This is a genomic window from Tepidimonas fonticaldi (assembly GCF_001675355.1).
Taxonomy (GTDB): Bacteria; Pseudomonadota; Gammaproteobacteria; order Burkholderiales; family Burkholderiaceae_C; genus Tepidimonas; species Tepidimonas fonticaldi.
Genome location: NZ_LZDH01000056.1, coordinates 351743 through 377326, shown reverse-complemented (window position 1 = coordinate 377326; position 25584 = coordinate 351743). Strand labels below are relative to the sequence as shown.

Annotated in this window: 26 protein-coding genes; 8 read left to right on the top strand and 18 right to left on the bottom strand. The window is 68.8% G+C overall.

Going from position 1 to position 25584, the window contains the following annotated elements:
* Positions 1-11 precede the first annotated feature (11 nt).
* Positions 12-863 (top strand): pantoate--beta-alanine ligase, encoded by an 852-nt coding sequence (gene panC, locus A9O67_RS07575; protein ID WP_068608956.1) that lies wholly within the window; start codon positions 12-14, stop codon positions 861-863.
* 13 nt (positions 864-876) lie between these two features.
* Here panC and A9O67_RS07570 read toward each other — a convergent pair whose 3' ends face one another.
* The 4 genes from A9O67_RS07570 to A9O67_RS07555 form a co-directional block, all read right to left on the bottom strand.
* Positions 877-1899: an NAD(P)H-dependent glycerol-3-phosphate dehydrogenase gene (locus A9O67_RS07570; RefSeq protein ID WP_068608954.1), complete on the bottom strand. Its 1023-nt coding sequence runs from the start codon at positions 1897-1899 to the stop codon at positions 877-879.
* Positions 1900-1957: 58 nt separating this feature from the next.
* Positions 1958-2416, bottom strand: coding sequence for a protein-export chaperone SecB (gene secB / locus A9O67_RS07565; RefSeq protein ID WP_068608952.1), 459 nt, complete (start codon positions 2414-2416; stop codon positions 1958-1960).
* Between the two features lie 142 nt (positions 2417-2558).
* A complete protein-coding gene (grxC, locus tag A9O67_RS07560; protein ID WP_068608950.1) occupies positions 2559-2825 on the bottom strand; it encodes a glutaredoxin 3 in 267 nt (88 codons plus the stop codon).
* A 24-nt stretch (positions 2826-2849) separates the two neighbouring features.
* Positions 2850-3260, bottom strand: coding sequence for a rhodanese-like domain-containing protein (locus A9O67_RS07555; RefSeq protein WP_068608948.1), 411 nt, complete (start codon positions 3258-3260; stop codon positions 2850-2852).
* 108 nt (positions 3261-3368) lie between these two features.
* Between A9O67_RS07555 and gpmA the strand changes: the two genes are divergently transcribed.
* The 3 genes from gpmA to A9O67_RS07540 all read left to right on the top strand — a co-directional run bounded on the left by gpmA (position 3369) and on the right by A9O67_RS07540 (position 6431).
* A complete protein-coding gene (gene gpmA, locus A9O67_RS07550; protein ID WP_068608946.1) occupies positions 3369-4112 on the top strand; it encodes a 2,3-diphosphoglycerate-dependent phosphoglycerate mutase in 744 nt (247 codons plus the stop codon).
* A gap of 86 nt (positions 4113-4198) precedes the next feature.
* A complete protein-coding gene (locus tag A9O67_RS07545; protein ID WP_068608944.1) occupies positions 4199-5662 on the top strand; it encodes a S41 family peptidase in 1464 nt (487 codons plus the stop codon).
* Positions 5663-5669: 7 nt separating this feature from the next.
* Complete coding sequence (locus tag A9O67_RS07540) at positions 5670-6431, top strand: HesA/MoeB/ThiF family protein (protein WP_068608942.1); 762 nt, start codon at positions 5670-5672, stop codon at positions 6429-6431.
* Here the strand turns inward: A9O67_RS07540 and A9O67_RS07535 are convergent.
* The 7 genes from A9O67_RS07535 to A9O67_RS07505 are packed head-to-tail and all read right to left on the bottom strand — an operon-like array spanning position 6364 to position 12382.
* Positions 6364-7326 (bottom strand): DUF429 domain-containing protein, encoded by a 963-nt coding sequence (locus A9O67_RS07535; RefSeq protein ID WP_082955445.1) that lies wholly within the window; start codon positions 7324-7326, stop codon positions 6364-6366. The genes A9O67_RS07540 and A9O67_RS07535 overlap by 68 nt on opposite strands.
* Positions 7327-7344: 18 nt before the next feature.
* Positions 7345-7770, bottom strand: a complete 426-nt coding sequence (locus tag A9O67_RS07530) for a BLUF domain-containing protein (protein ID WP_068608940.1) — start codon at positions 7768-7770, stop codon at positions 7345-7347.
* Between the two features lie 4 nt (positions 7771-7774).
* Positions 7775-8494 (bottom strand): GTP cyclohydrolase I, encoded by a 720-nt coding sequence (gene folE, locus A9O67_RS07525; RefSeq protein ID WP_143968790.1) that lies wholly within the window; start codon positions 8492-8494, stop codon positions 7775-7777.
* Between the two features lie 41 nt (positions 8495-8535).
* Positions 8536-9786, bottom strand: coding sequence for a cardiolipin synthase ClsB (clsB, locus tag A9O67_RS07520; protein ID WP_231960261.1), 1251 nt, complete (start codon positions 9784-9786; stop codon positions 8536-8538).
* A complete protein-coding gene (locus A9O67_RS07515; RefSeq protein WP_068608936.1) occupies positions 9783-10604 on the bottom strand; it encodes an endonuclease/exonuclease/phosphatase family protein in 822 nt (273 codons plus the stop codon). The genes clsB and A9O67_RS07515 overlap by 4 nt, the downstream gene beginning before the upstream one ends.
* A 15-nt stretch (positions 10605-10619) precedes the next feature.
* Positions 10620-11081, bottom strand: a complete 462-nt coding sequence (gene nudB, locus A9O67_RS07510) for a dihydroneopterin triphosphate diphosphatase (protein ID WP_068608933.1) — start codon at positions 11079-11081, stop codon at positions 10620-10622.
* Positions 11082-11095: 14 nt separating this feature from the next.
* Positions 11096-12382 (bottom strand): HD-GYP domain-containing protein, encoded by a 1287-nt coding sequence (locus A9O67_RS07505; RefSeq protein WP_156682279.1) that lies wholly within the window; start codon positions 12380-12382, stop codon positions 11096-11098.
* Positions 12383-12570: 188 nt separating this feature from the next.
* On the opposite strand from A9O67_RS07505, the gene A9O67_RS07500 reads away from it, so the two are divergent.
* The 3 genes from A9O67_RS07500 (at position 12571) to A9O67_RS07490 (ending at position 15956) form a co-directional block, all read left to right on the top strand.
* Positions 12571-13413: a flagellin N-terminal helical domain-containing protein gene (locus A9O67_RS07500; RefSeq protein ID WP_068608930.1), complete on the top strand. Its 843-nt coding sequence runs from the start codon at positions 12571-12573 to the stop codon at positions 13411-13413.
* Between the two features lie 145 nt (positions 13414-13558).
* Entirely contained in the window at positions 13559-14968 is a 1410-nt protein-coding gene (gene fliD, locus A9O67_RS07495) for a flagellar filament capping protein FliD (RefSeq protein WP_068608928.1), read from the top strand.
* 145 nt (positions 14969-15113) lie between these two features.
* On the top strand, positions 15114-15956 hold the full coding sequence (locus A9O67_RS07490) for a flagellin N-terminal helical domain-containing protein (RefSeq protein ID WP_068608926.1): 843 nt from the start codon (positions 15114-15116) through the stop codon (positions 15954-15956).
* Between the two features lie 24 nt (positions 15957-15980).
* Here A9O67_RS07490 and A9O67_RS07485 read toward each other — a convergent pair whose 3' ends face one another.
* Genes A9O67_RS07485 through A9O67_RS07455 form a run of 7 tightly spaced genes read right to left on the bottom strand, consistent with a single transcriptional unit; the run spans position 15981 to position 22824 of the window.
* Positions 15981-16685, bottom strand: a complete 705-nt coding sequence (locus A9O67_RS07485; RefSeq protein WP_197484460.1) for an acylneuraminate cytidylyltransferase family protein — start codon at positions 16683-16685, stop codon at positions 15981-15983.
* Between the two features lies 1 nt (position 16686).
* Positions 16687-17748, bottom strand: coding sequence for a nucleotidyltransferase family protein (locus A9O67_RS07480; protein WP_068608921.1), 1062 nt, complete (start codon positions 17746-17748; stop codon positions 16687-16689).
* A complete protein-coding gene (locus A9O67_RS07475; protein WP_068608919.1) occupies positions 17745-18392 on the bottom strand; it encodes an acetyltransferase in 648 nt (215 codons plus the stop codon). Before A9O67_RS07475 ends, A9O67_RS07480 begins: the two co-directional genes overlap by 4 nt.
* A complete protein-coding gene (gene neuB, locus A9O67_RS07470) occupies positions 18385-19482 on the bottom strand; it encodes an N-acetylneuraminate synthase (RefSeq protein WP_068608917.1) in 1098 nt (365 codons plus the stop codon). Before neuB ends, A9O67_RS07475 begins: the two co-directional genes overlap by 8 nt.
* Positions 19475-20650 (bottom strand): UDP-N-acetylglucosamine 2-epimerase, encoded by a 1176-nt coding sequence (gene neuC, locus A9O67_RS07465; RefSeq protein ID WP_068608916.1) that lies wholly within the window; start codon positions 20648-20650, stop codon positions 19475-19477. The genes neuB and neuC overlap by 8 nt, the downstream gene beginning before the upstream one ends.
* 4 nt (positions 20651-20654) lie before the next feature.
* Positions 20655-21815, bottom strand: coding sequence for a LegC family aminotransferase (locus A9O67_RS07460; RefSeq protein WP_068608914.1), 1161 nt, complete (start codon positions 21813-21815; stop codon positions 20655-20657).
* On the bottom strand, positions 21808-22824 hold the full coding sequence (locus A9O67_RS07455) for an NAD-dependent 4,6-dehydratase LegB (RefSeq protein ID WP_068608912.1): 1017 nt from the start codon (positions 22822-22824) through the stop codon (positions 21808-21810). The genes A9O67_RS07460 and A9O67_RS07455 overlap by 8 nt, the downstream gene beginning before the upstream one ends.
* A gap of 75 nt (positions 22825-22899) precedes the next feature.
* Between A9O67_RS07455 and A9O67_RS07450 the strand changes: the two genes are divergently transcribed.
* The gene (locus A9O67_RS07450; RefSeq protein ID WP_082955444.1) at positions 22900-25461 is read left to right on the top strand and encodes a motility associated factor glycosyltransferase family protein; all 2562 of its coding nucleotides are present in this window, start codon (positions 22900-22902) and stop codon (positions 25459-25461) included.
* The last annotated feature ends 123 nt before the right edge of the window (positions 25462-25584 follow it).

Here is a 25584-nt window from a genome sequence, read left to right as displayed (position 1 = left end):
CCGCTATCCCGATGCAAGTCATCCACACCATCGCCGAGCTGCGCCAGGCGCTCGCCCCGTTCGACCGCCCCGCCTTCGTGCCCACCATGGGCAATCTGCACGACGGCCACCTGAGCCTGGTGCGCCATGCGCGCACCCTGGGCGACGTCACCGTGGCCAGCATCTTCGTCAACCGGCTGCAATTTCTGCCGCACGAGGACTTCGACACCTACCCGCGCACGCTGCAGGCCGACTGCGAGCGCTTGGCGGAAGTGGGCTGCGACATCGTCTTCGCGCCCGCCGAAAGCGAGCTGTACCCGGAACCGCAAACCTTCAAGGTGCAGCCCCATCCGGCGCTGGCCGACATGCTGGAGGGGCATTTCCGCCCCGGCTTTTTCACCGGCGTCTGCACGGTGGTGATGAAGCTGTTCCAGTGCGTCTTTGCCCAGGCCAAGGGCGAGCGCCACGCCGTGTTCGGCAAGAAGGACTACCAGCAGCTCATGGTGATTCGCCAGATGGTGCGGCAGTTTGCCCTGCCGGTCACCATCCACGGCGGCGACATCGCGCGCGCGCCGGACGGGCTGGCGCTGAGTTCGCGCAACGGCTATCTCTCGTCCGAGGAGCGAGCCGAGGCGCCCCAACTGGTGCAGGCGCTGCGCCTGCTGGCCGCCGACGTGCTGGGCGGCGAGCGCAACCTGGCCGCGCTGGAGCGCCACGCCGAGCAGGCCCTGGCGGCCCGTGGCTGGCAGCCCGACTATCTGACCGTGCGCCGGCGCGAGGACCTGCAGCCCCCCACGCTGGCGGACCTGCAGCCGGGCCGCCTGGTGGCGCTTGGCGCGGCCCGCCTGGGCCGCACCCGCCTGATCGACAACTGGGAGTTTTGAGCCCCGCAGGGGATCACTCCGCCACCGGGTCGCGCGCCATCAACCGCGCGACCGCATCGCGCGGCTGCAGGGCGCCGTCCAGCAGCGCCACCACGGCATCGGTGATCGGCATGCGCACCCCCAGCGAACGGGCGCGCTGCGCCACGGTGCGCGCGCTGTACACCCCCTCGGCCACGTGCCCGAGCGAATCCACCGCCTGGGTCAGCGTCAGGCCCTGGGCCAACAGCAGCCCGACCTGGCGGTTGCGGCTCAGGTCGCCGGTGGCGGTCAACACCAGATCGCCCAAGCCGGACAGGCCCATGAAGGTCTCAGCCCGCGCCCCGAGCGCCAGCCCCAGGCGGGTCATCTCGGCCAGGCCGCGGGTGATCAAGGCCGCCCGGGCGTTGTGCCCCAGACGCAGGCCATCGCACAACCCGGTGGCGATGGCCATGACGTTTTTGACCGCACCGCCGACTTCGACACCGACGATGTCGTCGTTGGCATAGACGCGCAGCGTCGGCCCATGGAAAGCGGCCACCAAGGCGTCGCGCACCGGGGCCTGGGCACCGGCCGCCACCAACGCCGTCGGCAGGCCGGCCGCCACTTCCTGCGCAAAGCTGGGGCCGCTCAGCACCCCGACGCGCAGGTCCGGGGCCACCCGGGCGGCGATTTCGTGCCCCAACAAGCCGTCGGCGCTGGGCTCGCACGCTCGCTCGAAGCCTTTGCACAGCCAGGTGACGGGAATGTCGCCACGGCCCGCGGCGGGCAAGGCGCCGGACAGCCACTGCAACCATTGCCGCAACCCCGCCATCGGGGTGGCGATGACGACCAAGTCGGTGGCCGCCAGCGACGGCGCCAGCGATGCCGGGTCGCCCCCGTCGCACTCGAGCGACTGCGGCAATGTCGCCCCCGGCAGATAGCGGGCATTGACGCGCTCGCTTTGCAGACGCTCGGCCTGCGCGCGGTCGCGGGCCCACAAGCGCACTCGGTGGGTGCCGGCCGCCGCGATGGCGAGGGCCGTCCCCCAGGCGCCGGAGCCGATCACGGTCAGGTGCATGGCAGCGGCAGAAAAGCGGTTGGCGACAGGGCGGGCCGGTCACCCGCCGCGGCGCCCATCAGGCGGTGACGATGCGCGGCGCGTCGTCCTGCTGCTGGGCCTGCTGCTGCTCGTACATGGCCTGGAAGTTGATCTCGGCCAAATGCACGGGCGGGAAGCCGGCGCGCGTGATCACGTCGGCCACGTTGGCGCGCAGGTAGGGATAGATGATCTGCGGGCAGGCGATGCCCATGATCGGGCCCATTTGCTCCTGCGGCAGGTTGCGGATCTCGAAAATCCCCGCCTGCTTGCACTCGACCAGAAACACGGTGCGCTCACCGATCTTGGTGTGCACGGTGGCCGCGACCGCCACCTCGTACACGCCATCGGCCACCCCCTTGGCTTCGACACCCAACTGGATGTCCACGCTGGGTTGCTGCTGCTCCAGGAAGATGGCAGGGGAGTTCGGCTGCTCCAGCGAGGCCTCTTTCAGATAGATGCGCTGGATCTGGAAAACGGGGGTTTGATCGTCGGACATGGTCGAAGTCGGTTGAGCGGCACCCGCCGGCGGCGGATGCCCGGGTATAGCCGCCCCCAGGAGTGCGGGATGCGCCGCACGGGGGCCGGCGAGACGGGTGGATTATGACAGCGGCAACCGAGCCGGCGGGGAGCGGCCGACCTCAGCCGCCCGGACCCTGCAGCAACGGCACCAGGCCGCCGCGGGCATCGAGGGCGTGCAGGTCATCGCACCCCCCGATGTGGCGCCCGTCGATGAAGATCTGCGGCACGCTGGTGCGCCCGACCAGCCGCGCCATCTCCTGGCGAACCTCCGGCTGGCCATCGACGTTGATCTCCTCCCACTCGGTCACGCCGCGCGCGCGCAACAGCGCCTTGGCCCGGTGGCAATAGGGGCAGTAGTCACTGCTGAAAATCTTGACATGTGCCATGCGGTTGCCCTTTGCGGTGCGCGATCAGGCCTTTTGGACCGGCAGGTTGGCGCCGCGCCAGGCGGCCATGCCGCCCGACAGCGAGACCGCCTTGTCGTAACCCAGCTTCTTGGCGATGGCCACGGCGCGGCGCGAGCGCATGCCCGACGCGCACACCAGCACCAGCGGCGTCGCCTTGTTTTTGACGGCCTGGGGCAACTGCTGCTCCAGCGCGTCCAGCGGAATGTTGCGCGCCCCCGCCACATGCCCGGCAGCAAACTCGGCGGGCGAGCACACGTCGATCACGGCCGCCTTCTCACGGTTGATGAGTTGCACCGCCTCGGTCGGCGACACACCCGCTCCGCCCGCCGCGCCGCCCAACGCCGGCCACATGAGCATCACGGCCGAGCCGACCGCCACCGCCACCAACATCCAGTTTTCGATCAAAAAATCCACGGTCCGCCTTGGTTTGGAATCGATCGGGACAGCCCCGTCCCGGCAGACCGGTATTCTAGAATGTGGGTTTTCCCTTTGTCGCCCCACCCGGGAATCCCCCCTGCCGCCATGCACAAGCTCGTCCTGATCCGCCACGGAGAGTCCACCTGGAACCTCGAAAACCGCTTCACCGGCTGGACCGATGTCGACCTCACGCCCACGGGGGTGTCGCAGGCCATGTCGGCGGGGCGGCTGCTCAAGGCCGAAGGCTGGGACTTCGACCTGTGCTTCACCAGCGTGCTCAAGCGCGCCATCCACACGCTGTGGTACGTGCTGGACGAGATGGACCGCGTCTGGCTGCCGGTGATCAAGGACTGGCGGCTCAACGAACGCCACTACGGCGCCCTGCAGGGCCTGAACAAAGCGGACATGGCCAAGCAATACGGCGACGAGCAGGTGCTGGTCTGGCGCCGCAGCTACGACACGCCGCCGCCGCCGCTGGCCCCCAACGACCCGCGCGGCCAGCGCCAGGACCGGCGCTACGCCGCCCTGCCGCCGGAGCAGATTCCCCTGACCGAGTGCCTGAAGGACACCGTGGCGCGCGTGGTGCCCTGCTGGAACGACACCATCGTGCCCGCCATCCGCAGCGGCCAGCGCGTGCTGATCGCCGCGCACGGCAACTCCATCCGGGCGCTCATCAAACACCTGGACGGCATCTCGGACACGGACATCGTCGGGTTGAACATCCCCAACGGCATCCCGCTGGTGTACGAGTTCGACGACGACATGAAGCCGCTGCGCCGCTACTACCTGGGTGACGCCGTCGCAGCGGAAGCGGCCGCGGCCGCCGTCGCCCGCCAAGGCAAAGCCTGAGCCCAGGCCCCGCCCGACGGGAACCGCGCCGGCGCGCCGCCGGTCCAACGTGTATAGTGGCGCGAGACGCGACGACAGGGATTGCGATGGGGCAGAAACTGAAGATTGCCGGCTGGGTGGCCCTCGGGGCGCTGGCCGGCGCACTGACGACGGTGCAGCTGCAGGCGACCGCGCGGGCGACGCTCGCGCCGCTGCCGCTGGAGGAACTGCAGCAACTGGCCGCCGTCTTCGGCATGATCAAGAGCGACTACGTCGAGCCCGTCGACGACAAGAAGCTCATCACCGACGCCATCGTCGGCATGGTGTCGTCGCTCGATCCCCACTCGCAGTATTTCGACCGCAAGAGCTTCAAGGAATTCCGCGAAGGCACCTCCGGGCGCTTCGTCGGTGTGGGCATCGAAATCACGATGGAAGACGGCCTCGTCAAGGTCGTCACGCCGATCGAGGACTCGCCCGCCTTCCGCGCGGGCCTCAAGGCCGGTGACCTCATCACCAAGATCGACGACACCGCCGTCAAGGGCCTGACCATCAACGACGCTGTCAAGCGCATGCGCGGCGAGCCCAACACCCAGGTGACCCTGACCGTCTTCCGCCGCGACGAAAACCGCACCTTCCCGGTGACCATCACGCGGCAAGAGATCAAGACCGTCAGCGTGCGCGCCAAGGTGGTGGAGCCCGGCTACGCCTGGGTGCGCGTGTCGCAATTCCAGGAACGCACGCTGGAGGACTTTGCCCGCAAGATCGAAGAGATCGCGCGCTCGGAGCCCGCGCTCAAGGGCCTGGTGCTGGACCTGCGCAACGATCCGGGCGGGCTGCTGGATGCGGCGGTCGGCCTGTCGGCGGCCTTCCTGCCCGACAACGCCGTGGTGGTCACGACCAACGGCCAGCTGGAGGAAAGCAAGGCCACCTACCGCGCCACGCCGCGCGACTACCTGCGCCGTGCCGGCAACGACCCGATCGCGCGGCTGACGGCGCAAACGCAGGGGCTGTTCAAACGCATCCCGATCGTGGTGCTGGTCAACGAGGGCTCGGCCTCCGCCAGCGAGATCGTCGCCGGTGCGCTGCAGGACCACAAGCGCGCCGTCATCATGGGCAGCCAGACCTTTGGCAAGGGCTCGGTGCAGACGGTGCGCCCGCTCGGCCCCGATACGGCGCTCAAGCTCACCACCGCGCGCTACTACACGCCCAGCGGCCGCTCCATCCAGGCCAAGGGCATCGTGCCCGACGTGTGGGTGGACGAAACGCCCGAAGGCAACCTGTTCGCCGCGCTGCGCACGCGCGAGGCCGACCTCGAGAAGCACCTGGCCGGCCCGGACGAGGCCAAGTTGACCGAGGCCGAGCGGGAGGCGCTGCGCGAGCGCGAGCGCGAACGCGAGCAGGCGCGCCAGCGCCTGGAAGAAGAGCAGCGCAAGAACCCGGGCGCGCGGCTGCTGCCGGAGTTTGGGTCGGACAAGGACTTCCAGCTCCAGCAGGCGCTCAACCGTCTCAAGGGCCTGCCGGTGGTGGCCAGCAAGACCGCCGCCGAGCGCCCTGCCAAGGCCGACAACTGACGCCCGCATGACCGACGAGCAACTGCTGCGCTATTCGCGCCACATCCTGCTCGACGACATCGGCGTCGAAGGCCAGGAGCGGCTGCTGGCCGCTCATGCGGTGATCGTCGGCGCGGGCGGGCTCGGCTCGCCGGTGGCGCTCTATCTGGCCAGCGCCGGGGTGGGCCGCATCACCGTGATCGACCACGACACGGTGGACGCCACCAACCTGCAGCGCCAGATCGCGCACGACCTGTCGCGTGTGGGGCTGCCCAAGGCCCTGTCGGCGCAGGTGGCCATGCGCGCCATCAATCCGGAGGTGCGCATCCAGCCGCTGCTGCAGCGCGCCGACGACGCCGTGCTCGACGGTGTGTTGCCCGGCGCCGATGTGCTGCTGGACTGCACGGACAACTTCCGCACCCGCCACCTGATCAACCGCGCCAGCGTGCGGCACGGGGTTCCGCTGGTGTCGGGGGCGGCGATCCGGTTCGACGGGCAGTTGTCGGTGTACGACCCACGCGATCCGCACTCGCCCTGCTACGCCTGCCTGTTCCCGGAAACCGAGGGGCTGGAAGAAACCCGCTGTGCGACCATGGGCGTCTTCGCGCCGCTGGTCGGCATCATCGGGACGATGCAGGCGGCCGAGGCGCTCAAGCTGATCGTGGGCTTGGGCTCGCGCCTGATCGGCCGGCTGCTGATGCTGGACGGCCGTGGCATGGCGTTCACCGAGGTGCAGCTCGCCCGACACCCCGACTGCCCGGTGTGCGGGCCGCGCCATCGGCCGGCCTGACGGGGGCCGACACTCCCGCCGTTACCCCCGCCGTGACGATCCATCCTTCCAAGGGATCGAACGGCGGCAGACCCCAGCAGGGGTGACCGGCCTCGTGCTGCAGGCAGCCCCAAGCCGCTTGCACCAGACACAGCACGGCGTCCAGGGCATCGCCGCGGGGGTCGTCCACCAGCGCCTCGTGCTGCGCCGGGCTCAGATGCAGGCGCAGGCCCGTGGCGGCCAGCAGCGGTGCGGTTCCGGCCTCCAGGGCATGGAGCAGGTCTTTGCGGGCGATCAGGCGCTCCGGGGTCTGCCGGGCCCGCTCGTCGCTTTTGTACGACCGCGGGCCCAGCACGCTGCGGGCCAGCAGACCCGGATAGGCTTCCAGCGCCACGCGATCCGAGCCGCCCGGCGGCTCGTGCAATCCGGGCAACGCCACCCCGGCCGCCAACAAGCGCGGCACGCCCGCGTGCAGCATGTAGGCCACCGGCGGGTTGACCCACTTCATGCTGGGGCTGGAGCCGGCCGGGCCATCGGTGGCGCGGTGCGCCAGCTTGGCCCCCGCCGGCCGCGCCGCGCAGTAGGCGGCAAAAATTTCGCGGATCTGCGAGCGCGACAGCCCCGCATAGTGGGCCATGCAGGCCCGCCACGTCGTCGGCCAGCCCAGGGCCTGCACCAAGGCCCGCGGCAGCCCAAACGGCAAATCGAAACCGCCCACCCACGGGCCCGGGCGCTCCAGCGCGGCGGTCCATGTGGCCAGCGACGCAAAGCGCTCCAGCCCGTCCAGCACCACGCGTCGGCCGCGATCACCCTGCCCCACCACGCGCCCCACGGCATGCACGATGGGCTTGCGCGCCGACGGGGCGCTGGTGAAGTCGCACCCGAGCAGCCGCGGGCGCTCCGCCGGGGTCGCCAACGCCGGCCTCTCGGGCACTCAGACGCGGCCGATGATGCTGGCCGTGGCCATCAGTTCTTCCAGCAGCGCCAGCGACACCTGGCCCGAGACGGTGTAGGGATCGAACTCCGGCCGCTCGGAATACTTCAGCACGATGGACGTGTTGAGCTTGGTGAGGTTGACCTGCCCCATGGTCCAGCCGCCAAAGCGGCGTTCGGTGATTTCTTCGTAGAGCAGCAGCTCGACATCCTGATGGCGCGGATCGTCGACGATCTGCTTGTACAGCCGGTTGACCGCACTGCGCCCCCCCTCGATGGCCTGCAAAAAGATGCCGCCGCCGTAGCACAGGATCCCGGTAATGCCGTTGTGCAGATTGTGGCGCCGCGCCGAGGCCAGGATCGACTCGATGGCGTGCGAGGTGTCCGGATCCACGGCCCGGCTGACATAGAGCAAACGCACCAGCATGGCCTCAGCTCCGCGGAATCAGGGACAAGAACTCGCGGCGCAGGTTCGGATCTTTCAGAAAGACGCCGCGCATCACCGAGTTGATCATGCGGCTGTCCATGTCCTTGACGCCGCGCCACGCCATACAGTAATGGGTGGCTTCCATGACGATCGCCAGCCCGTCGGGCTGGGTCTTTTCCTGGATCAGGTCGGCCAGCTGCACCACGGCCTCTTCCTGGATCTGCGGGCGGCCCATCACCCACTCCGCCAGACGGGCGTATTTGCTCAACCCGATGACGTTGGTGTGCTCGTTGGGCATGACGCCGATCCACACCTTGCCGATCACGGGGCAGAAGTGGTGGCTGCACGCACTGCGCACCGTGATCGGGCCGACGATCATCAGTTCGTTGAGGTGCTCGGCGTTGGGGAATTCGGTGATCGACGGCGCCGGCACATAACGGCCCGCAAACACCTCCTTGAGGTACATCTTGGCCACGCGGCGCGCAGTGTCCTCGGTGTTGTGGTCGTTGGCGGTGTCGATGACCATGGCGTCCAGCACGGCCTGCATCTTCTCCGACACCTCGTCGAGCAGCTGCTCCAGCTCGCCCGGGCGGATGAACTCGGCGATGTTGTCGTTGGAGTGAAAGCGCTTGCGCGCTGCCCGGATCCGCTCGCGGATCCGAACGGAGACGGGCACGCCCTCGTCGGGCCGGGTGTCGTCGGTCATGGTCTCGGGGGCTTTCATGAGCATGCACGGATGCTAACACCGGGCCATCAACCGCACCATCAGTACCGGTGCCCGGTCAAAAACAGCACCGCCCGCATGACGGCAAAGGCGATCCAATCCCGTGCGCGCTCGCGCCAGGGGCGACGCTGCAGGGTCTCCATGTCCAGCGCCACCCCGGCGGTGCGCATCAGGTGATCGAGCCGCGCGCGCAAGTGGCGCACGAAGCGCGCGTCCGTGGTGACGACGTTGGCCTCGCGCGCCAGCAACAGGCTGATCGGATCGAGGTTGGTGGAGCCGACCGTGGCCCACCGCTCGTCGGCCACCGCCACCTTGGCGTGCAGGGCGCTGGGCGCGTACTCGCGGATCTCCACCCCCGCGCGCAGCAGCCACGCATGCACGGGCCGCGGGGCGTGGTACTGCAAAAAGCGCTCGTACTTGCCTTGCACCAGCAGGCGCACGCGCACCCCGCGCGCGACGGCCTGCGCCAGCGCGTGGCGCAGCCGCCGCCCGGGGATGAAGTAGGCGTTGGCAATGATCAGCTCGTGCCGCGCCTGCGCAATCGCCTGCAGGTAGGCATGCTCGATGTCGTGGCGGTGGCGCACATTGTCCCGCCACAGCACGGCGGCGGCCGCCCCGTGCACGAGCGGCCCGCTGTCCGGGCCGGCCGGCGTCGCATCGCGCTCCATGAACCAGCCCTGCCACCAAGCGTGCAAATCGTCGCCCACATGCGCCGCGCGCCACGCCTGCCAGGCCGCCCGAAACTCGCGCCGGCGCGCGCGCCGCGCCGCCAGCAGGCGCCACCACAGCCGCTCCATCGTCGCCAGCATGTCGCCCACCAGCGGCCCGCTCACTTCCACGGCGTAATCCAGGCGGGGCACGGCCAGCCGGCCCAGCACGACGTCGTCGCGGTCGTCGATCAGGTTGATCCCTCCGCAAAACCCCACCACCCCGTCGATCACGCACAGCTTGCGGTGCAGGCGCCGCCAGCGGCTCGGGATCAGCAGCCCCAGGCGCCCAAGTGGCGCGTAGGTTCGCCACTGCACCCCCGACGCCCGAAAACGCTGCACCCATTCGGGCGGCACCTGCGGGGTGCCGACCGCATCGACCACCAGCCGCACCTGTACGCCGCGCCGGGCCGCGCGCTCCATGGCCTCGGCCACGGGCAAGGCATCGTGGGCAAAGACGAAGATGTACGTCTCCACATGGATCAAATGGCGCGCCCGATCCATGGCCTGCACCATGGCCGGGAACAGGGCCCGCCCGCCCTCCAGCAACCGCAGGCGATGCCCAGGACGCAACGGGGCGGTCACGGCAGCGCCAACTCCGCCACCAGCGGCAAATGGTCAGACCAGCGGCCCCAACCGCCCCCGTGCGGGGCGGACAGCGCCCGCACCGCCACCCCGCGCGCATAAATGCGGTCCAGCGGCAGCAGCGGCCAACGCGACGGATACGTGGGCACGCGCGACCGCGGGGCCGTGTACAGGCCCAGCGCCGCCATCGGCTCGTGCAGCCGCTCGCTCCAGTCGTTGAAATCGCCGGCCACCACCAAGGGGGCGCCAGCGGGCACGGACTGGTCGATGAAGCGCCCCAGCGCCTCCACCTGGCGCTCGCGGCTGGCGTGGATGAGCCCCAGGTGCACGACGATCACATGCAAGGTCCGCACGGGTGGACCCGCCGCGCCAGCCTCGCCCGCCTCGCCCGCCTCGCCCGCCTCGCCCGCCTCGCCCGCCTCGCCCGCCTCACCCGCGCCGCCCGGCACGCCCAGGCTGACGTGCAGCAACCCCCGCTGCTCGAACCGGTGATCCGACACATCCTGATGGCCCTGCGCCAAGACCGGAAAGCGGCTCAGCAGCGCATTGCCGTGCTCACCGTGGCGGGTGACGGCATTGGTCCGATAAACGGCGTGGTAGCCCGGCGGGGCCAAAAACTGTGCCTGATCGCCGGCCGGCCAATGGCCAAAACGCCGCTGCAGCCGGCGATGAAACGCCCGCACCTCCTGCAGGCAGAACACGTCGGCCTGCAGCGCGGCCACCGCACGGACCAGGTTGTGGATCTCCAGCCGCTTGAGCGGCCCCACCCCCTGCACCCCTTTGTGGATGTTGTAGGTCGCCACGCGCACGGTCGTCATGCGCAAATCATGCCATCAGCCCCGCCGCAGATACCGCGGCAGCCACAGAATGGCTTCGGCGTTGGAGGGCGAGAAGCAGCGATCCGCCGCCTCGCGCCACGGCAGCCAGAGGTAGGCCGTATGCTCCCGGGGCGCCAGCCGCACCGCCGTCCCCGGCGGCACGCACAGGCCGAACACCCGCTCGGTGTTGTGCGTCACCCCCGATGCATACCGGTGGCGCCAGCGGGGGTAGATGGCGTACACATTCTCCAACCCCCAGTCGATCAAGGCGCAACCCACCGCGCGGGCATCGATGCCGGTTTCTTCGGCCACCTCCCGCACCGCGGTCTGCTCCCACGGCTCCTCCGGCGTGTCCTTGGCGCCCGTCACCGACTGCCAGAAGCCCGGCGCATCGGTCCGCTCCAGCAGCAGCACATCCAGCGCGCTCGTGTGCACCACGACCAGCACCGATTGCGGGACCTTGGGCGGGCGGTCCATGACGACAAATACCGTCAGCGCAACCCCGAACCGGGCGTGCGCGCAAAGGCCAGCAGCTTGACCATCTCGTCCAGATTGATGCGCGCGCGCACCGACGACCCCGGCACCGCATCGGACGGGGCATATTCCGGGCGCGCGGTACTGACCAGCTTGGGGGCCCCCAGCGGCTCGCCCGCGCGGTTGGCCACCACGGCGGCGACAGGCGTGCCGGCCCGCGCGCCGCGGCGCAACACCATCGCCGTCTCGCCCCCCGTCAGGCGCACGAACGTGCCGGGGGGATACAGGCCCAGCAACTGCACCAGCGCCAACCCAACCTCGTCCTGCGCGCCCCCGGTGCGAAACAGAATCGCCGTGCGCGCGGCGTCCTTGGCCGTGCGCCCCGGGCGGCTGGCGCGCGGACTCATGGCCGCCGTGTAGCGGTCCAGCACCTGCACGATGTGCGCCAGCCGCTGGGCGGGCGGGCGTTGCGCCAACGCCACACCCGGCACCAGCGGCGTGTGGTGCAAGCGCACCGCCTCCAGCCACAGCGGATCGGCCACCCCGGCGGCGCGCAGCAGCCGCTCGCCCTCCGCGGCGTGGGCGTCGATCTGCGCGCGCTGCACCGGCGATGGGGCCACACGCTGCTGCGCCAGCGCATCCTGCAGCCGCAACATCGCCACATTCATGCTCGCCGTGGCCAGCACCAGGGTGCGCGACTCCTCCGCCGACAGCTTGAGCAGCGGCGCCACCTGCCGCGCCAGCACCGCGCACTGCAGCGCGTGCAGCACGCTGTACTCGGCCGGGCTGGTGCAGGCGCGGTAGGTCAGCACCAGCGTGCTCGCCTCCGCCACCGCCTCGTTGGCGGTGAGCTGCCCAATGTCACGCCACAACTGCTCGAAGCGCGCCGGACTGTCCGCCGGTGCTACGCCGCCCATCTCGATGCCGGCCAGCAGCCGGCGCAGCCGCGCGGCCACCTCGGCACACTGCTCCGGCAGCGTACCGCGCAACGACTCCGCCTCCTTGGCCACGCCGTCATCGCTCAACTGCACATAGCGGTCCAGGTCCTTGATCGCCCCGCCGCGCCGGTCCAGCTCCAGCAGCCCCGTCATGAAGACCTTGACCGCCAGCTCCGACTCTTCGAACGGCACAAAGACCTGCCGCCGCTCGCGCAGCAGACGCAACTGCTGCTCGTCCTCGATGCGCTGCCCTTTGGCCAGCAACACCCGCCCCTCCGCGTCCAGCAACGTGAACGGCAAAACCAAACCGATGCGCAACTGCTCCGTGGGCAGCGGGACGGGGGAGGATCGGTCGATTCGACTCATGCAGCACTCGGCAGACGAGGCCCACGCGCAGCACGCGACAGGCTTGCGCAGATTCTATGGGGAGGCCCTCAAGTTTTGCCGCGGGGGCCCGATATATCACTCAACCGGACACCAAACGGTTCAACGGCAGAAGGCACGGGGCCAACTGCGCTGGGCCACCCGGGTTGTCAACCACAGGAGCGACCGCTATGAGCCTGTCTATCAACACCAACGTCATCTCGCTGAATGCACAGCGAAACACCGTCAACAACATGCAGTCGCTGCAGACGACCATGGCTCGCCTGTCGTCCGGCCTGCGCGTCAACACCGCCAAGGACGATGCCGCCGGCCTCGGCATCGCCGAGCGCATGAACAGCCAAGCCCGCGGCATGACCGTCGCCCTGCAAAACACGGGCGATGCGCTCTCGATGGTTGAGGTTGCCGACGGCGCCCTGTCCACCGTGACCGATGTCCTGCAGCGCATGCGCGACCTGGCACTGCGCGCTGGCAATGGAACGAACGGCGGGGCAGAGCGGCTCAATATCAACAGAGAATTCCGCCAGCTCGCTAACGAACTGGGGCGTATTCGGAACCAAACGAATTTCAACGGGCGCGCTATTCTGGGAGCGAACGCCACCAGTTTTACGTTCCAGATTGGCGCACAAGGGGGGCAGACGATTACCATCGGATTCACGAGTTTGGGGGCAGTCGCATCGAATCGCGTCAACTCGATCATCAACGCTGTCTCCATTGCCTCGAATGCAAGCGCGGGCAACATCAGTGCGATTCTGGGGACGCTCGACGGAGCAATCCAAGGCATCGTGGGCCGTCGTGCCGAACTGGGTGCTTACATGAGCCGCTTCGAGAACGTGATGACCAACCTGCGCGTGGGCATCGAAAAACAAACCGCCGCCCGCGGCCGCATCATGGACGCCGACTTCGCCGCCGAGACCGCCAACCTCAGCCGCACACAGATCCTGCAGCAAGCCGGCACGGCCATGATCGCGCAGGCCAACCAGCTGCCGCAGAACGTGCTGGCTCTGCTGCGGTAACCACCACCGCGCGTTTGGGAACAGAAGGCCGGCACCAGCCGGCCTTCTACACTGAAAACAGGGCCACCGCACACCCGCTGCTTCGCGGCTTGCCGAAGTTGCGCTCAAGGTATAAAAACGAGGTCCAAGAAACAAGGAGCACCCCATGGCCATCTCCTCCCCCGGCGTGGGCAGCGGCCTCGACGTCAACAGCATCATCTCGCAGTTGGTGGCACTGGAGCGCAAGCCGATCGCCAACATCCAGTCGCAAATCGGGTCGCTGCAGTCCAGCGTCTCGGCTTGGGGGCAAATCAAGGCTGGTCTGGCCAAGTTGCAGGACGCTGCCGGCCAGCTCGCAACGGCGTCGACGTGGCAAGCCCTGCGTGCGCAGTCCAGCCTGCCAGATTCTGTTTCGGTCTCTGCGCAGACCGGCGCTGTCAGCGGCCAGTACACCGTGCAGATTCAGGCTCTGGCCCAGGCCCAGAGCACACGCACCACGGCCTTCAATCTCGGCGAACAGATCGGCGAAGCGGGGCGGCTGGAGATATCGTCTGGCCAATGGAGCGGAGGCCTCTTCACCCCGGGCAGCGGCAGTCCGGTCAGCATCTCGATTGCCGCAACCGACACCTTGAGTACGATCGCCAGCAAGATCAACACCGCTGATGCAGGCGTGCGCGCGGTGGTGGTCCGCAGCGGCAACGAGGAGCGTTTGGTACTGCGGGGCGCGAACACGGGGCAGACCAATGGGTTCGAGATCCGTGCTTTCGACACCGCAAACAATCTCGTCACGGACACGAGCACGGGTATCGGCCGGCTGGCCTTCTTTGAAGATGGCGGCGGACCGGTTGGCCAGACACTCGTGCAGAACGCCGCAGATGCCCAGGCGAGCGTCGAGGGGATTGCGGTCACCTCCGCGAGCAACACCTTCGATAACGTATTGTCGGGTGTCTCCTTCACCGCAAATGCCGTCACGTCCCAGCCGGTGACGCTCACCGTCAGCGATGATCGGGACAGCATGCGCAAGGCCATCGAGGACTTCCGCACCGCCTTCAACGACCTGAGCCGCACCATCCGCGACCTGACACGCAGCGATCCGACAGGCCAAGGCAATGGCCCCTTGCGCGGCGACTCTGCCGCTATCGGCATTCTGACGATGTTGCGCCGTTATGTGTCCGACTCGGTCAGCGGCAACACCCCTGCCACGCTGAACGAAGCAGGCGTGTCTTTCGACCGCAATGGGCAGTTGGTCACCGACGCGACCCGGCTGGATGCGGCATTGGCCAACCCCCAGGGGCTCGCCGGTCTGTTTGGCAACGGCGGCGTGGGCGAACGGCTGCGCAACTTTGCACGGGATGCGCTCACAGCCAGTGGGTCCGCCAGCGCGCGCGAACGCAGTCTGCAAGACACGATCAAACGCAAAAACCAGGAGATCGACCGCATCAACGAACGCGTCCAGCGCACAGAAACGGCACTGCGCGCGCAGTACACCATGTTGGATACGAAGATGGCGGGCTACAGTGGCCTGAGCAGCTTTATCAACCAACAACTGGCGAGTTGGAGCGCGAACAAACGCTGACGCCCGGAAATAGGCCCGCTAAGCCCCGTTGATCGGGGCTTTGTTTTTTTCTGGTTCGCCGATGATCACAACCATGGAGGCGCTGGACGGCCCCCGACCGCACGCCAGGCCACTGATTCCCTGGAACCACCGCTAGGAGCGCACCATGGCCCTGACCATCAACACCAACGTGATGTCGCTGAACGCGCAGCGCAACACCGTCAACAACATGCAGTCGCTGCAGACGACCATGGCTCGCCTGTCGTCCGGCCTGCGCGTCAACACCGCCAAGGACGATGCCGCCGGCCTCGGCATCGCCGAGCGCATGAACAGCCAAGCCCGCGGCATGACCGTCGCCCTGCAAAACACGGGCGATGCGCTCTCGATGGTGGAAGTCATCGACGGGGCGCTGTCCTCCGTCACCGATGTCCTGCAGCGCATGCGCGACCTGGCACTGCGCGCTGGCAATGGAACGAACAGCGGGGCAGAGCGGCTCAATATCAACAGAGAATTCCGCCAGCTCTCTCAGGAACTCGTGCGGGTGCAAAACCAGACGAGCTTCAACGGGCGCGCCGTCTTGGGCGCGCAGGCGGGCTCGTTCGTTTTCCAAATCGGTGCGCAAGGCGGCCAGACGATCAGTTTCACTCTGACGTCACTCGCCGGCCTGTCCGGTGTGAGCGGTGCAATGACCCCCGGGTTCTCGATCGCTTCGAATGCGACTCCATCCAACATCGCGTCGATTCTGGGTACTCTGGACACTGCCATCCAGGGCATCGTTGCCCGCCGTGCCGAACTCGGCGCCTACATGAGCCGATTCGAGAACATCATGACCAACCTGCGCGTCGGCATCGAGAAGCAACAAGCTGCCCGCGGACGCATCATGGACGCCGACTTCGCCGCCGAGACTGCGAACCTCAGCCGCACGCAGATCCTGCAGCAGGCCGGCACCGCCATGATCGCCCAGGCCAACCAGCTGCCGCAGAACGTGCTGCGGTTGTTGCAGGGTTGACGTCGCGCATCGGCGGCGGCGCACTCACGCGCCGCCGCCGTGCCGCAGCCGCTCGCGCAACAGGCACGCCGCGATCGTCAGATCCAGCGGCGTGTCGATGTCGATGGAGCGCTCGGGCGGCATCACGTAAGCCGCCGTCTCGTCCGTCAGGAACGACCGCGTACGCCGCAGCCAGTCGGCGCGGGCCACGTACACCGCCCCATTGAGCGCGTAGAGCGGCGGCGCATCCTGCCGCCGCTGCGGACGCTCCCCCTCGGGGAGGAACGAGCGCAGTCGGCCTTCGCCGGACATGCGGAACATCCACCACGGCGGCGTGGCGGCCTCGGTGACGCTGACGCAGGCCGAAGCGCCCCTTTCCTGGCAGAGGGCAAAGGCCGCATCGATGTCCTGCGCCGTGCGCAGCGGCGACGTCGGTTGCAGCAGCACCACCCAGGCCACGCCGGCCAGTTGCTGCAGCGCGTGCAGCACCACGTCGATGCCGGGCGTCTCATCGCGCGCGAGTTCCGCCGGCCGCACGAACGGCGTCTGCGCTCCCCAAGCGCGCGCGACGTCGAGGATGCCTGCGTCGTCGGACGAGACCACCACCCGGTCGATGCAGGCCGCCTGGCGGGCCGCCTCGATGGTCCAAGCGATCAGCGGTTTGCCGGCCACCTGCCGGACGTTCTTGCCCGGCACGCCCTTGCTGCCCCCGCGCGCGGGAATCAGGGCGAGCACGGTTCCGCCGGCCACGTCAGCCACGTTCGTTCAACCGCGGCGCGTCCCGCTGCGCCAGCTCGAAGTCGCCCGGACGGCCGATGTCCAACCAGTACTCGTGCACCGGGAACATGCGCACCCCCCTACCAGCCTCGATCTGGCGCTTGAGCAGGTCGGGCATGTCCAGGCGGACCTTCGGCTCCACCGCATGCACCACCTGCGGCGCCAGCACGTAGATGCCGGCGGCGACGAAGAAGTGGTGCACGGGCTTTTCGATGATGTTGGTGACGCGCTGTTCGTCGTGCTCGATCACGCCGTACGGCACCTGGAAGTCGTACTGGCGGGTGCAGACGGTGGCCGCCGGGGTGTGGCGGTCGTGATCCTGCAGCAGGGCCTCGTAGTTGACGCGCGTCATGATGTCGCCGTTGACGACGATCAGCGGACGCTGCACAGCCTCCTTCGGCAGCAGCCCAAGCGCCCCGGCGGTGCCCAGCGGCGTCTCCTCATGCACATACTGGATCGTCACGCCCCAGCGGCTGCCATCCTGAAAGTGCTGAATGACCTTCTCGCGCAGGTAGTGCACGGAGATGAAGAAACGGTAGAAACCGTAGTCGACCAGATCCTGCAGGATGTGTTCCAGCATCGGTCGCCCGCCCACGGGCAACATCGGCTTGGGGCAATCGTCGGTCAGCGGCCGCAGGCGCGTCCCGAACCCCCCGGCCATCAGGAACACTGGGTTTTCCAGCCGCGGGCGCTTGAGCAGGTCGGTCAGGGTCTCCAGCCCGACCAGCGTGCCGTCCTCGCTCACGATCGGCACCTGCAGCACCTGCGCGCTGCCCAGCAGGCGCAGCGCCTCCTCACGGCCGTAGCCCGGCCGCAGCACGCGCGGCTGCGGGTTCAGCACCTGCGCCACGGGCGCGTCCAGGCTCAGGTGGCGCAGGATACCGCGGCGCACGTCGCCGTCGGTGACGGTGCCCAGCAGCCGCCCGGCCTCGTCCACCACCAGCGCGATGCGCTTGGCGCCGCGGTCGATCACCTCGATGGCGCGCCGGATGGTGTCGTCGCGCCGCAACAGCAGATCCTGCCAGTCACCAATCATGCCTCGTCCTCCACCGCCTTGAGCGGCTGCCCCGGAATGTAGCGGCACCGCGGCGGCACGTCCCGCCGCACGACGGCCCCGGCGGCCACCTCGGCGCCTTCGCCAACGGTCACGCCGGGCAGCACCACCGCCCCGGCGCCGATGAAGGCCCGCGCTCCGATCTGCACGTCGCCGCACAGGATCGCGCCGGGGGCGACGTGCGCCCCCTCGCCGATCGCGCAGTCGTGATCCACCCGCGCACCGGTGTTGAGCAGCACCGCGGCGCCGAGGCGCACCCCCGGCTGCACGATCGCGCCGGCCATCACCTGCACCGCCCCGGCCACCTCGGCGGCCTGCGACACGACCGCCGCCGGATGCACCAGCGCCGGCATCCGCAACCCCAGCGCCCGGAGCCGCTCGAAAATCGCCTGCCGGCCCGACCGGCGACCGGGGACCATGCCGACGCCGATCGCAAACTGGCACGCACGCGCCTGCGGCTGCTCCAGCCAGGCGTCGTCGCCGAGCACCGGCAGCCCGTGCCAGTCGGCACCGGCGGGCCGGTCGGGCATCAACACCCCGAGAACCGGTCGGCCGAGGCTGCGCAGCACGTCCAGCACCACCCGCGCATGCCCACCTCCGCCGAGGATGACGAACGGATCACTCATCCAGCAGATCTCCGGCGGCGTAGTCGCGCGAAGCCACCCGCCCGATCACGTCCCAGTACGCCATCGGCAGCATGCCGGTGCCGGGCCGCATCACCGCGATATCCTCCGCGCCGAGCACTTGCCCGGCACGGATCGCCCGACGGGCGACCAGGCTCTTGCGCGCCACCGCCGCCGTGGCCAGCTCGGCGGGCTGCGGCCGCTTGATGCCATCCCCCAGCGCCGCCGACACCGTGCGCACGCCGGCCACCAGACGCGCCAGCTCCGGCGGTTCCAGCGACGCCGCATGGTCCGGACCCGGCAGCGTGCGGTCCAGCGTGAAATGCTTCTCGAGCACGCGGGCGCCACGCGCGACAGCGGACAGCGCCACCTCGATGCCAAGCGTATGGTCCGAGTACCCCACCGGCAGGCCGAAGGCGGCCGCCATGGCGTCCATCGCGCGCAGGTTCACCGCCTCGGCCGCGGCCGGGTAGTCGCTGGTGCAGTGCAACAGGGTCACCCCCCGGCGCAGCGCCGCCTGCCCTTCGGGCGACGCGTAGGCGGCGCGGAACGCGGCCGGCCCGGGCCGCTCCTGCGCGCCGGCGATGCGCCCGAAAGCGATCACGCCGAGCGCCTGCTCGACCTCCGCCAGCGTCGCCATGCCGGTGGAGACGATCAGCCCGGCCCCGCTGCGCGCGTGCTGCAGCAGAAACGGCGCGTTGGTCAGTTCGCCGGACGGAATCTTGAGCAGCGTGAGACCAAGCTCGTCGACCAGCAGGCGCAGGCTCGGCTCGTCGAACGCCGTGGACAGAAACCGCAGCCCGCGCTGCTCGGCGTGCGCCTTCAGTTCCCGGTGCAGGGCCGCGGGCAGCTCCAGCCGGCGCAACATGGCCTGCTGGGACTCCCCGGCCCCGGTGGCGCGCTGCTGGTAGGCGGCCTTCGGCGCATCCGCGGTCACCAGGCTGTCGGCCCGGAAGGTCTGGAACTTGACCACGTCCGCCCCGACCTGCGCGGCCACCTCGACGAGCTGGAACGCCCAGTCGGGACGGCCGTTGTGGTTGACGCCGGCCTCGGCGATCACCAGCACCGGCTCCGGAGCCTTCACTTCATCCATCGGTCACTCCCGGCAGGTCATGAAAGGGCTTGCGCAGCAGGGCGCGCGGATCAGCCTCCCGCAACACCCGCAGGATGCGGGCCGCGACGTGCCCGTCGCCATAGGGGTTGCGCACCTCGCGCAGCGTCGCACGAAAGGCCGGATCGAGGGCCCGCCGGATCGCCGCCTCGATGTCGGACCGGCGCGGCGCGCAGTCGATCACACTGGCCGCACGCAGCCGGCCGCGCTGGCGGTCGCCGATGTTGACGGTCGCACAACCGGCGCTGGGCGCCTCGATGATGCCGCTGGAAGAGTTGCCAACCACCGCCTGCACATGACGCAGCAGCGACAGGTAGCGTTGCTGGCCGAGCGAGGCGAACAGACGACAGCGCTGCGGATGACGAGCCACGTACTCCTCCAGCAGCGGGATGATGGCCGCCCCGCCCGGATCGGCATTCGGCATCGTGAAGACGATGCGCGCCTGACCGAACGCATCCAGCGCCGCCAGCAGCTCGCGGCACTGGTCGGCCGGACTGCCCTCGTCCAGCGTCACCGGATGGAAGGTCACGAGCAGCGTCGGCTCACCGAGTTCGAAGTCGAGCGCGCGCTCGAGCTCGCTGCGCGACAGCAGGGGTGTGCGCACCCAGTGCTCCAGCCCCGGCGCCCCGACGTTGTAAACCCGCTCGGACGGCTCCCCCATCTGGATCACCCGGCGGCGATACGGCTTGGCCGCGGTGAAGTGCAGCGCCGCCAGCTTGGTGATGGCATGCCGGTAGCCGTCATCCAGCGCGCCTTCGGTGATCTCCCCGCCGTGCAGGTGCGCGATCGGCAGGCGCAGGGTGAAGGCGGCGCAGGCCGCAGCCAGCGCCTCGAAGCGATCCCCGAGGATCACGACCCAATCCGGCTGCAGGCGGGCGAACGCATCGGCCAGCCCGGCCGTGCCGGTCCCGATCGCCCGTGCCACTGCCAGCGATGAGTCGTCCTCCAGCCGCAGATCGACCTTGGCCGCAATAGGGAAGCCGTCGCGCTCGATCACCTCCACCGTGCGGCCGAAACGCGCCATCAGGTGCATGCCGGTGACGACGAGCTGCAACTCGAAGTCCGGCGCCGCGTGCAGGTCGTGGACGAGCCAGTACAGCAGGCCGTAGTCCGCCCGGGTGCCGGTGACGACGGCGATACGACGCGCCACGCGTTCACTCCCCGAGTCCAGGCAGCGGCGAGCTCGGCACGTTGACCACGCTGTCGGCCAGCCGATCGGTCACCTCGAGCGCGTCGCGCCGGCAACCCGCGTACATCGGCAGGCGGTGCATCGGGGTCCACAGCGGCCGCGTCATCACCCCGGCCGCGTTGGTGGCCTGCAGGAAGACGTCACGCGCGGCCACATCCGGCAGCCGCAGCGCGTTGAGCCAGTAGTTGCTGCGCGCGCCGACCGGCTCTGGCACGAAGCACCAGCCGTGACGCTGCGCCGCCTGCGCGTAGGCCGCGGCCACCTCGCGCTTGCTGGCCAGCAACGCCGGCAGACGCTCCATCTGCGCCACGCCGAAGGCGGCGTTCAGGTTCGGCAGGCGGTAGTTGTAACCCACCTCGTCATGCTCGAAGGCCCAGGCGTGCGGCCGCTTGGCGGTCGTCGTCAGGTGCCGGGCCCGCCGGGCCAGCGCCTCGTCGTCGGTGACGATCATGCCGCCGCCGCCCGTCGTGATGACCTTGTTGCCATTGAAGCTGAACACACCCAGGCGGCCAAAGGTGCCCGCATGGCGGCCGTGGCACATGCTGCCGAGCGCCTCGGCCGCGTCCTCCACCAGCGCGAGCCCCCATTCGGCACAGATCTCGGCGATGGCCCCGATGCGCGCGGGGTGGCCGAGCGTGTGCATCGGCACGCAGGCACGCACGGCACGGCCGCTGGCCCGCTCCACGCACACGCCCTGCCGGACGGTGGCGTACTGGCGCAGCCACGCCTGTAGTGCCTGCGGATCCATGCCGAGGGTCTCTTCCTCCACATCGACGAACACCGGCTCGGCCCCGCAGTAGGTGATCGCGTTGGTGGTGGCAACGAACGTGAGCGCCTGGGTCACCACCAGGTCGCCAGGCTGGACACCCGCGACCCGCAACGCCACGTGCAGCGCGGCGGTACCGTTGAGGGTGGCCACGGCATGACGCGCCCCGACGAAGGCCGCAACCGCCTCCTCGAACCGGCTCACGAAGGCGCCGACGCTGGAGACGTAGGTCGAGTCGATGGCCTCGGCCACCCGGGCCTTCTCGAGCGCCCCCATGACCGGGGCATGCAGGGGAATGACGCCCTGCGGCTGGCCGTACAGCCCGCGCACGAAACGGATGAAGGCGTCGACGTCAGACATTGTATTGATGCGGCTTGTAACGCTGCAGGTTGGCCGGATCGGTGAACCACGCGATCGTGCGCCGCAGCCCCTCGCGCAGATCGACGCGCGGACGAAAACCGGTCAGTCGATCGATCTTGCGGTTGTCGCACCACAGGCGAAACACCTCGGACTGCGGCGGGCGCAGGCGTTCATCCTCCTGCTGCACCTCGACGTCGGCGTCCATCAGCTCCAGGATCAGCCTGACCGTATCGCCGATGGAAATCTCGTAATTGGAGCCGATGTTGACCACTTCGCCGACCGCCGCGTCGCACTGCGCCAGCGCCAGCAGGCCGCGGCAGGTGTCCTCCACGTAGTTGAAATCGCGCGTCGGGCGCAGATCGCCGAGCTTGAGGACCCGGCTGCCGGCGGCCACCTGACTGATGATCGTCGGGATCACGGCGCGGGCCGACTGCCGCGGCCCGTAAGTGTTGAACGGCCGCGCCACCGTCACCGGCAGGCCGAAGCTGCTGTGAAAGCTCAGCGCGATGGCATCGGCGCCGACCTTGGAGGCGCTGTAGGGGGACTGCGGCTGCAGCGGGTGCGCCTCGTCGATCGGCACGTAGCGCGCGGTGCCGTACACCTCGCTGGTGGAGGTGTGCACGAGCCGGCGCACGCCGGCGGCCCGCGCCGCCTGACAGACGTTGAGCGTGCCGCGCACGTTGGTCTCGACGTAGCTGTCGGGGGCCGCGTACGAGTACGGGATCGCGATCAGCGCGGCGAGGTGGAACACCACGTCCACCCCCTGCATCATCTGGTGGCAGAAATGCGGGTCCCGGATGTCCCCGCTCACCACCTCCACCTGCGGCAGACACGGCAGGCTCTCCAGCCACCCCCAATGATTGAAACTGTTGTACTGCGCCAGCGCCCGCACCCGGCAGCCCTGCGCCACGAGCAGCTCCACGAGGTGCGAGCCGATGAAACCATCGGCCCCCGTCACCAGACAATGCCCCGTGAGAGGGGTCGATGCATCGGTTTGTCCTTGGTCCATCGAGCTGTTCCACGCACCGCAGTGCTTTGCACACACTAAGATGCTATCGCACCTGGCCCACGGGAAATCTGCGAAATGTCCGCTCAAACCCTGTCTGCAATCTCGAACGACAGTGCCTCTTCATCTCAAGCAGCTCCCCTGCAGTGGCGGGTCAACCGGTTTGGCGAGCAGACGCTGGAGGCCGTCAACGGCGTAACGTTCGACAAACTGGGAGTGACGCCGACGCTGGAAGAAGCATTCCGCGGCGAGCTTCGTTCCGAGGATACGCTGTACATCGTCGCTGGTAGCGACTCCGGCCATTTGATCCGCCACGTTCTGCGGGAGGCCGCGCCCGCCGGCACCCGCTACCTGTTCGTCGAACCGCCGCAGGTGCACGCCGCGCTGCGCGCTGCAGGATTGCTCGACGCCCTGCCACCCCACGTTCGCTGTGCGACGACCGACGACTGGATGGAGGTCGCCAGCGACCTGCGCCTGGCGGACTACCTGTTCATCGACCGGGTCGAAGTGGTGTTTTCTCTAGCGGCACGATCCGCCGAGGCCCCGGATCACACCCAGCTCGGCTGGACGCTGCGCGAAGCCGTGGCCTCGCTGCATTGGCGAACGGTCGGGCTGCGAGGCAACGAGACGTTCATCGCATGCCAACTGGCCAACGCGGTGGATAACGTACAACCCGCGGGCATCTGGCGGGGCCGACTCAAAGGCCGAACAGGCGTGCTGCTGGCGGGGGGGCCGTCGCTGGACACGGCGCTCGACTGGGTACGGCAACACCGGGAACGTTTGGTCGTTCTGGCCGTCTCGCGCATCAGCCGCCGGCTGCTGCAAGTGGGGCTTGAGCCGGATTTCGTGTTTTCGGTGGACCCCACCGAGATGAGTTACGAAATCAGCCGGGACATGCTGCGTTTCGGCCCCGCGGTGGTCTTCGTGCATCAGTACCACGTCAATCCCCGGTTGCTGGCCCAATGGCCACACTCTAGCTACTACCTCGGATCGCTGCTGCCCTGGTCGTCCCCGCTGAATCCCCCTGAACCGCTGCACGGCGTTGGCCCCACCGTGACCAACACGGCCTTGCAATTTGCGGGAGAACTGGGCTTGAACCGTGTGATCCTGGCCGGGGTCGATTTGTGTTTCACCCCAGAGGGCTATACCCACGCCGAAGGCAGCAATGAGCGCAAGGCCGGGCCGCGCTTCGACTTGACCAACCTGGAAGTGGAAACGAATGACGGCCGCCGGGCTAGCACGACGGCCGATTTCGCGGCCGCTATCGATACACTGGCGCAGCAGGCGCGCCAACTGCGCGACCGGGGTATTCGACTTATCAATCCCTCCCCAGGTGCGGCTCGGGTCGAGGCGGTCGATTATGTCCCTTGGGTCGAACTCGGCTTGGATGATGCGGAACGCGGCGAAACGATTCCGCCGCCTGACCCCCAGACATTCACCAACGGCCAACGCCTGCGACATACGGAGCGTGTGGCCCGCGACATGCAGCGGCGGATCGACGAACTGGGACAACTGGAAGACCGGCTGCGCCACGCACGCAAGGTCACCGGCAAGCTGTTCGCGGAAGATGGCACCATCCGCAACCGAAACCTGCGTCTGCGCCTGGAACGTTTTGAAGCGGAACTGGACGCCGAACACCCCGATCTGTCGCGGCTGATCAAGCAATGCAGCCTGCACGCGCTGCTTCGCGGCATGAAGGCGGTGCGTGACGTCGAAACGCTCGACGCGCGCGAGGCACAAGACGCCCTGTGGGGCTATTACGACGCATACCTGGACGGCGCACGCCGCCTGCGCGGCTGGATCGAACACGCCATGGCCAAGATCCGACGGCGGCGCCATGAGTACGCCGGATCTTGGTCACTGAACCAATTGGGGGTGGAGTGGGCCAAGCATGGCGAACCCGGCCGGATCCAGGGCTGGCTCGCTCGAAACGGCCCGTTGCCGGCCGACGCACCCATGCCCCTGCGCTCAGTGATCGGGAGCTTGCAGGGGGCGCTCCAGCGGGATCTGGACGCGACCGACGGGGCACACCTGCGTCGAGCCCGCTCCCATGGCGACCTGCGCGCCGCGCGCGTGCGGCTGGAGCAATTGTTTGTACAGCACAACGCCGACGGGGTACGCAACACGCTGGCCGGGCTGAATCGCGTGCAGGATGCCGAAGCCGCTGCGCCTTACATCGCTCTCGCACAGGGTTTGCTGGCCGAGTTGGAGGGCTGCCCCGATGAGGCACTTGGGCACTACGACCGTGTGCTGCAAGCCCCCGATCGGACGCTGTGGAAACTGGCGCTGGTGCGTATCGCGAATTGGGCCCTGGAACACCGCGAAGCCGCCACGGCTGAGCAGGCATTGCAGTGCTTGGCCGACCTGCAGCCGGGGTACCGCATGCAATACGGCGATTTCCTGGCAGCCACAGGCCATATCGATCGGGCGATTGATGTCTACGAACGCCACCTGACCGAGCATCCCTCGGACAAGGATGCGATGGTGCGGCTGGCACGCCTCATGGTCAATGCGGGCGCCCACGAGGCTGCCCGCATGATGGCCGACCACCTGACGCGGCTGCCCGGCGGGGAGGCGTTGGCAGCCTCGATCCACCACTGGGTGGACGCCAGCCTATGCCCGCCCGGCGAAAAGACCTAGGCGTTTGCGGTCGCTGCCCCGACATCGACCGCAGACTGCGCTACAGTGACAACAATACCACCGGTCGGGCGCTGTTCGCACGATCACAGGCGGGCGCTGGGCTCAAGCGAGGTGACAGATGGC

Coding starts and splice junctions, on each gene's coding strand:
- panC (WP_068608956.1), top strand. CDS start 12: ATGCAAGTCATCCACACCATCGCCGAGCTGCGCCAGGCGCTCGCCCCG.
- A9O67_RS07570 (WP_068608954.1), bottom strand. CDS start 1,899: ATGCACCTGACCGTGATCGGCTCCGGCGCCTGGGGGACGGCCCTCGCC.
- secB (WP_068608952.1), bottom strand. CDS start 2,416: ATGTCCGACGATCAAACCCCCGTTTTCCAGATCCAGCGCATCTATCTG.
- grxC (WP_068608950.1), bottom strand. CDS start 2,825: ATGGCACATGTCAAGATTTTCAGCAGTGACTACTGCCCCTATTGCCAC.
- gpmA (WP_068608946.1), top strand. CDS start 3,369: ATGCACAAGCTCGTCCTGATCCGCCACGGAGAGTCCACCTGGAACCTC.
- A9O67_RS07545 (WP_068608944.1), top strand. CDS start 4,199: ATGGGGCAGAAACTGAAGATTGCCGGCTGGGTGGCCCTCGGGGCGCTG.
- A9O67_RS07540 (WP_068608942.1), top strand. CDS start 5,670: ATGACCGACGAGCAACTGCTGCGCTATTCGCGCCACATCCTGCTCGAC.
- A9O67_RS07530 (WP_068608940.1), bottom strand. CDS start 7,770: ATGCTGGTGCGTTTGCTCTATGTCAGCCGGGCCGTGGATCCGGACACC.
- folE (WP_143968790.1), bottom strand. CDS start 8,494: ATGAAAGCCCCCGAGACCATGACCGACGACACCCGGCCCGACGAGGGC.
- A9O67_RS07515 (WP_068608936.1), bottom strand. CDS start 10,604: ATGACGACCGTGCGCGTGGCGACCTACAACATCCACAAAGGGGTGCAG.
- nudB (WP_068608933.1), bottom strand. CDS start 11,081: ATGGACCGCCCGCCCAAGGTCCCGCAATCGGTGCTGGTCGTGGTGCAC.
- A9O67_RS07505 (WP_156682279.1), bottom strand. CDS start 12,382: ATGAGTCGAATCGACCGATCCTCCCCCGTCCCGCTGCCCACGGAGCAG.
- A9O67_RS07500 (WP_068608930.1), top strand. CDS start 12,571: ATGAGCCTGTCTATCAACACCAACGTCATCTCGCTGAATGCACAGCGA.
- fliD (WP_068608928.1), top strand. CDS start 13,559: ATGGCCATCTCCTCCCCCGGCGTGGGCAGCGGCCTCGACGTCAACAGC.
- A9O67_RS07490 (WP_068608926.1), top strand. CDS start 15,114: ATGGCCCTGACCATCAACACCAACGTGATGTCGCTGAACGCGCAGCGC.
- A9O67_RS07480 (WP_068608921.1), bottom strand. CDS start 17,748: ATGATTGGTGACTGGCAGGATCTGCTGTTGCGGCGCGACGACACCATC.
- A9O67_RS07475 (WP_068608919.1), bottom strand. CDS start 18,392: ATGAGTGATCCGTTCGTCATCCTCGGCGGAGGTGGGCATGCGCGGGTG.
- neuB (WP_068608917.1), bottom strand. CDS start 19,482: ATGGATGAAGTGAAGGCTCCGGAGCCGGTGCTGGTGATCGCCGAGGCC.
- A9O67_RS07460 (WP_068608914.1), bottom strand. CDS start 21,815: ATGTCTGACGTCGACGCCTTCATCCGTTTCGTGCGCGGGCTGTACGGC.
- A9O67_RS07455 (WP_068608912.1), bottom strand. CDS start 22,824: ATGGACCAAGGACAAACCGATGCATCGACCCCTCTCACGGGGCATTGT.
- A9O67_RS07450 (WP_082955444.1), top strand. CDS start 22,900: ATGTCCGCTCAAACCCTGTCTGCAATCTCGAACGACAGTGCCTCTTCA.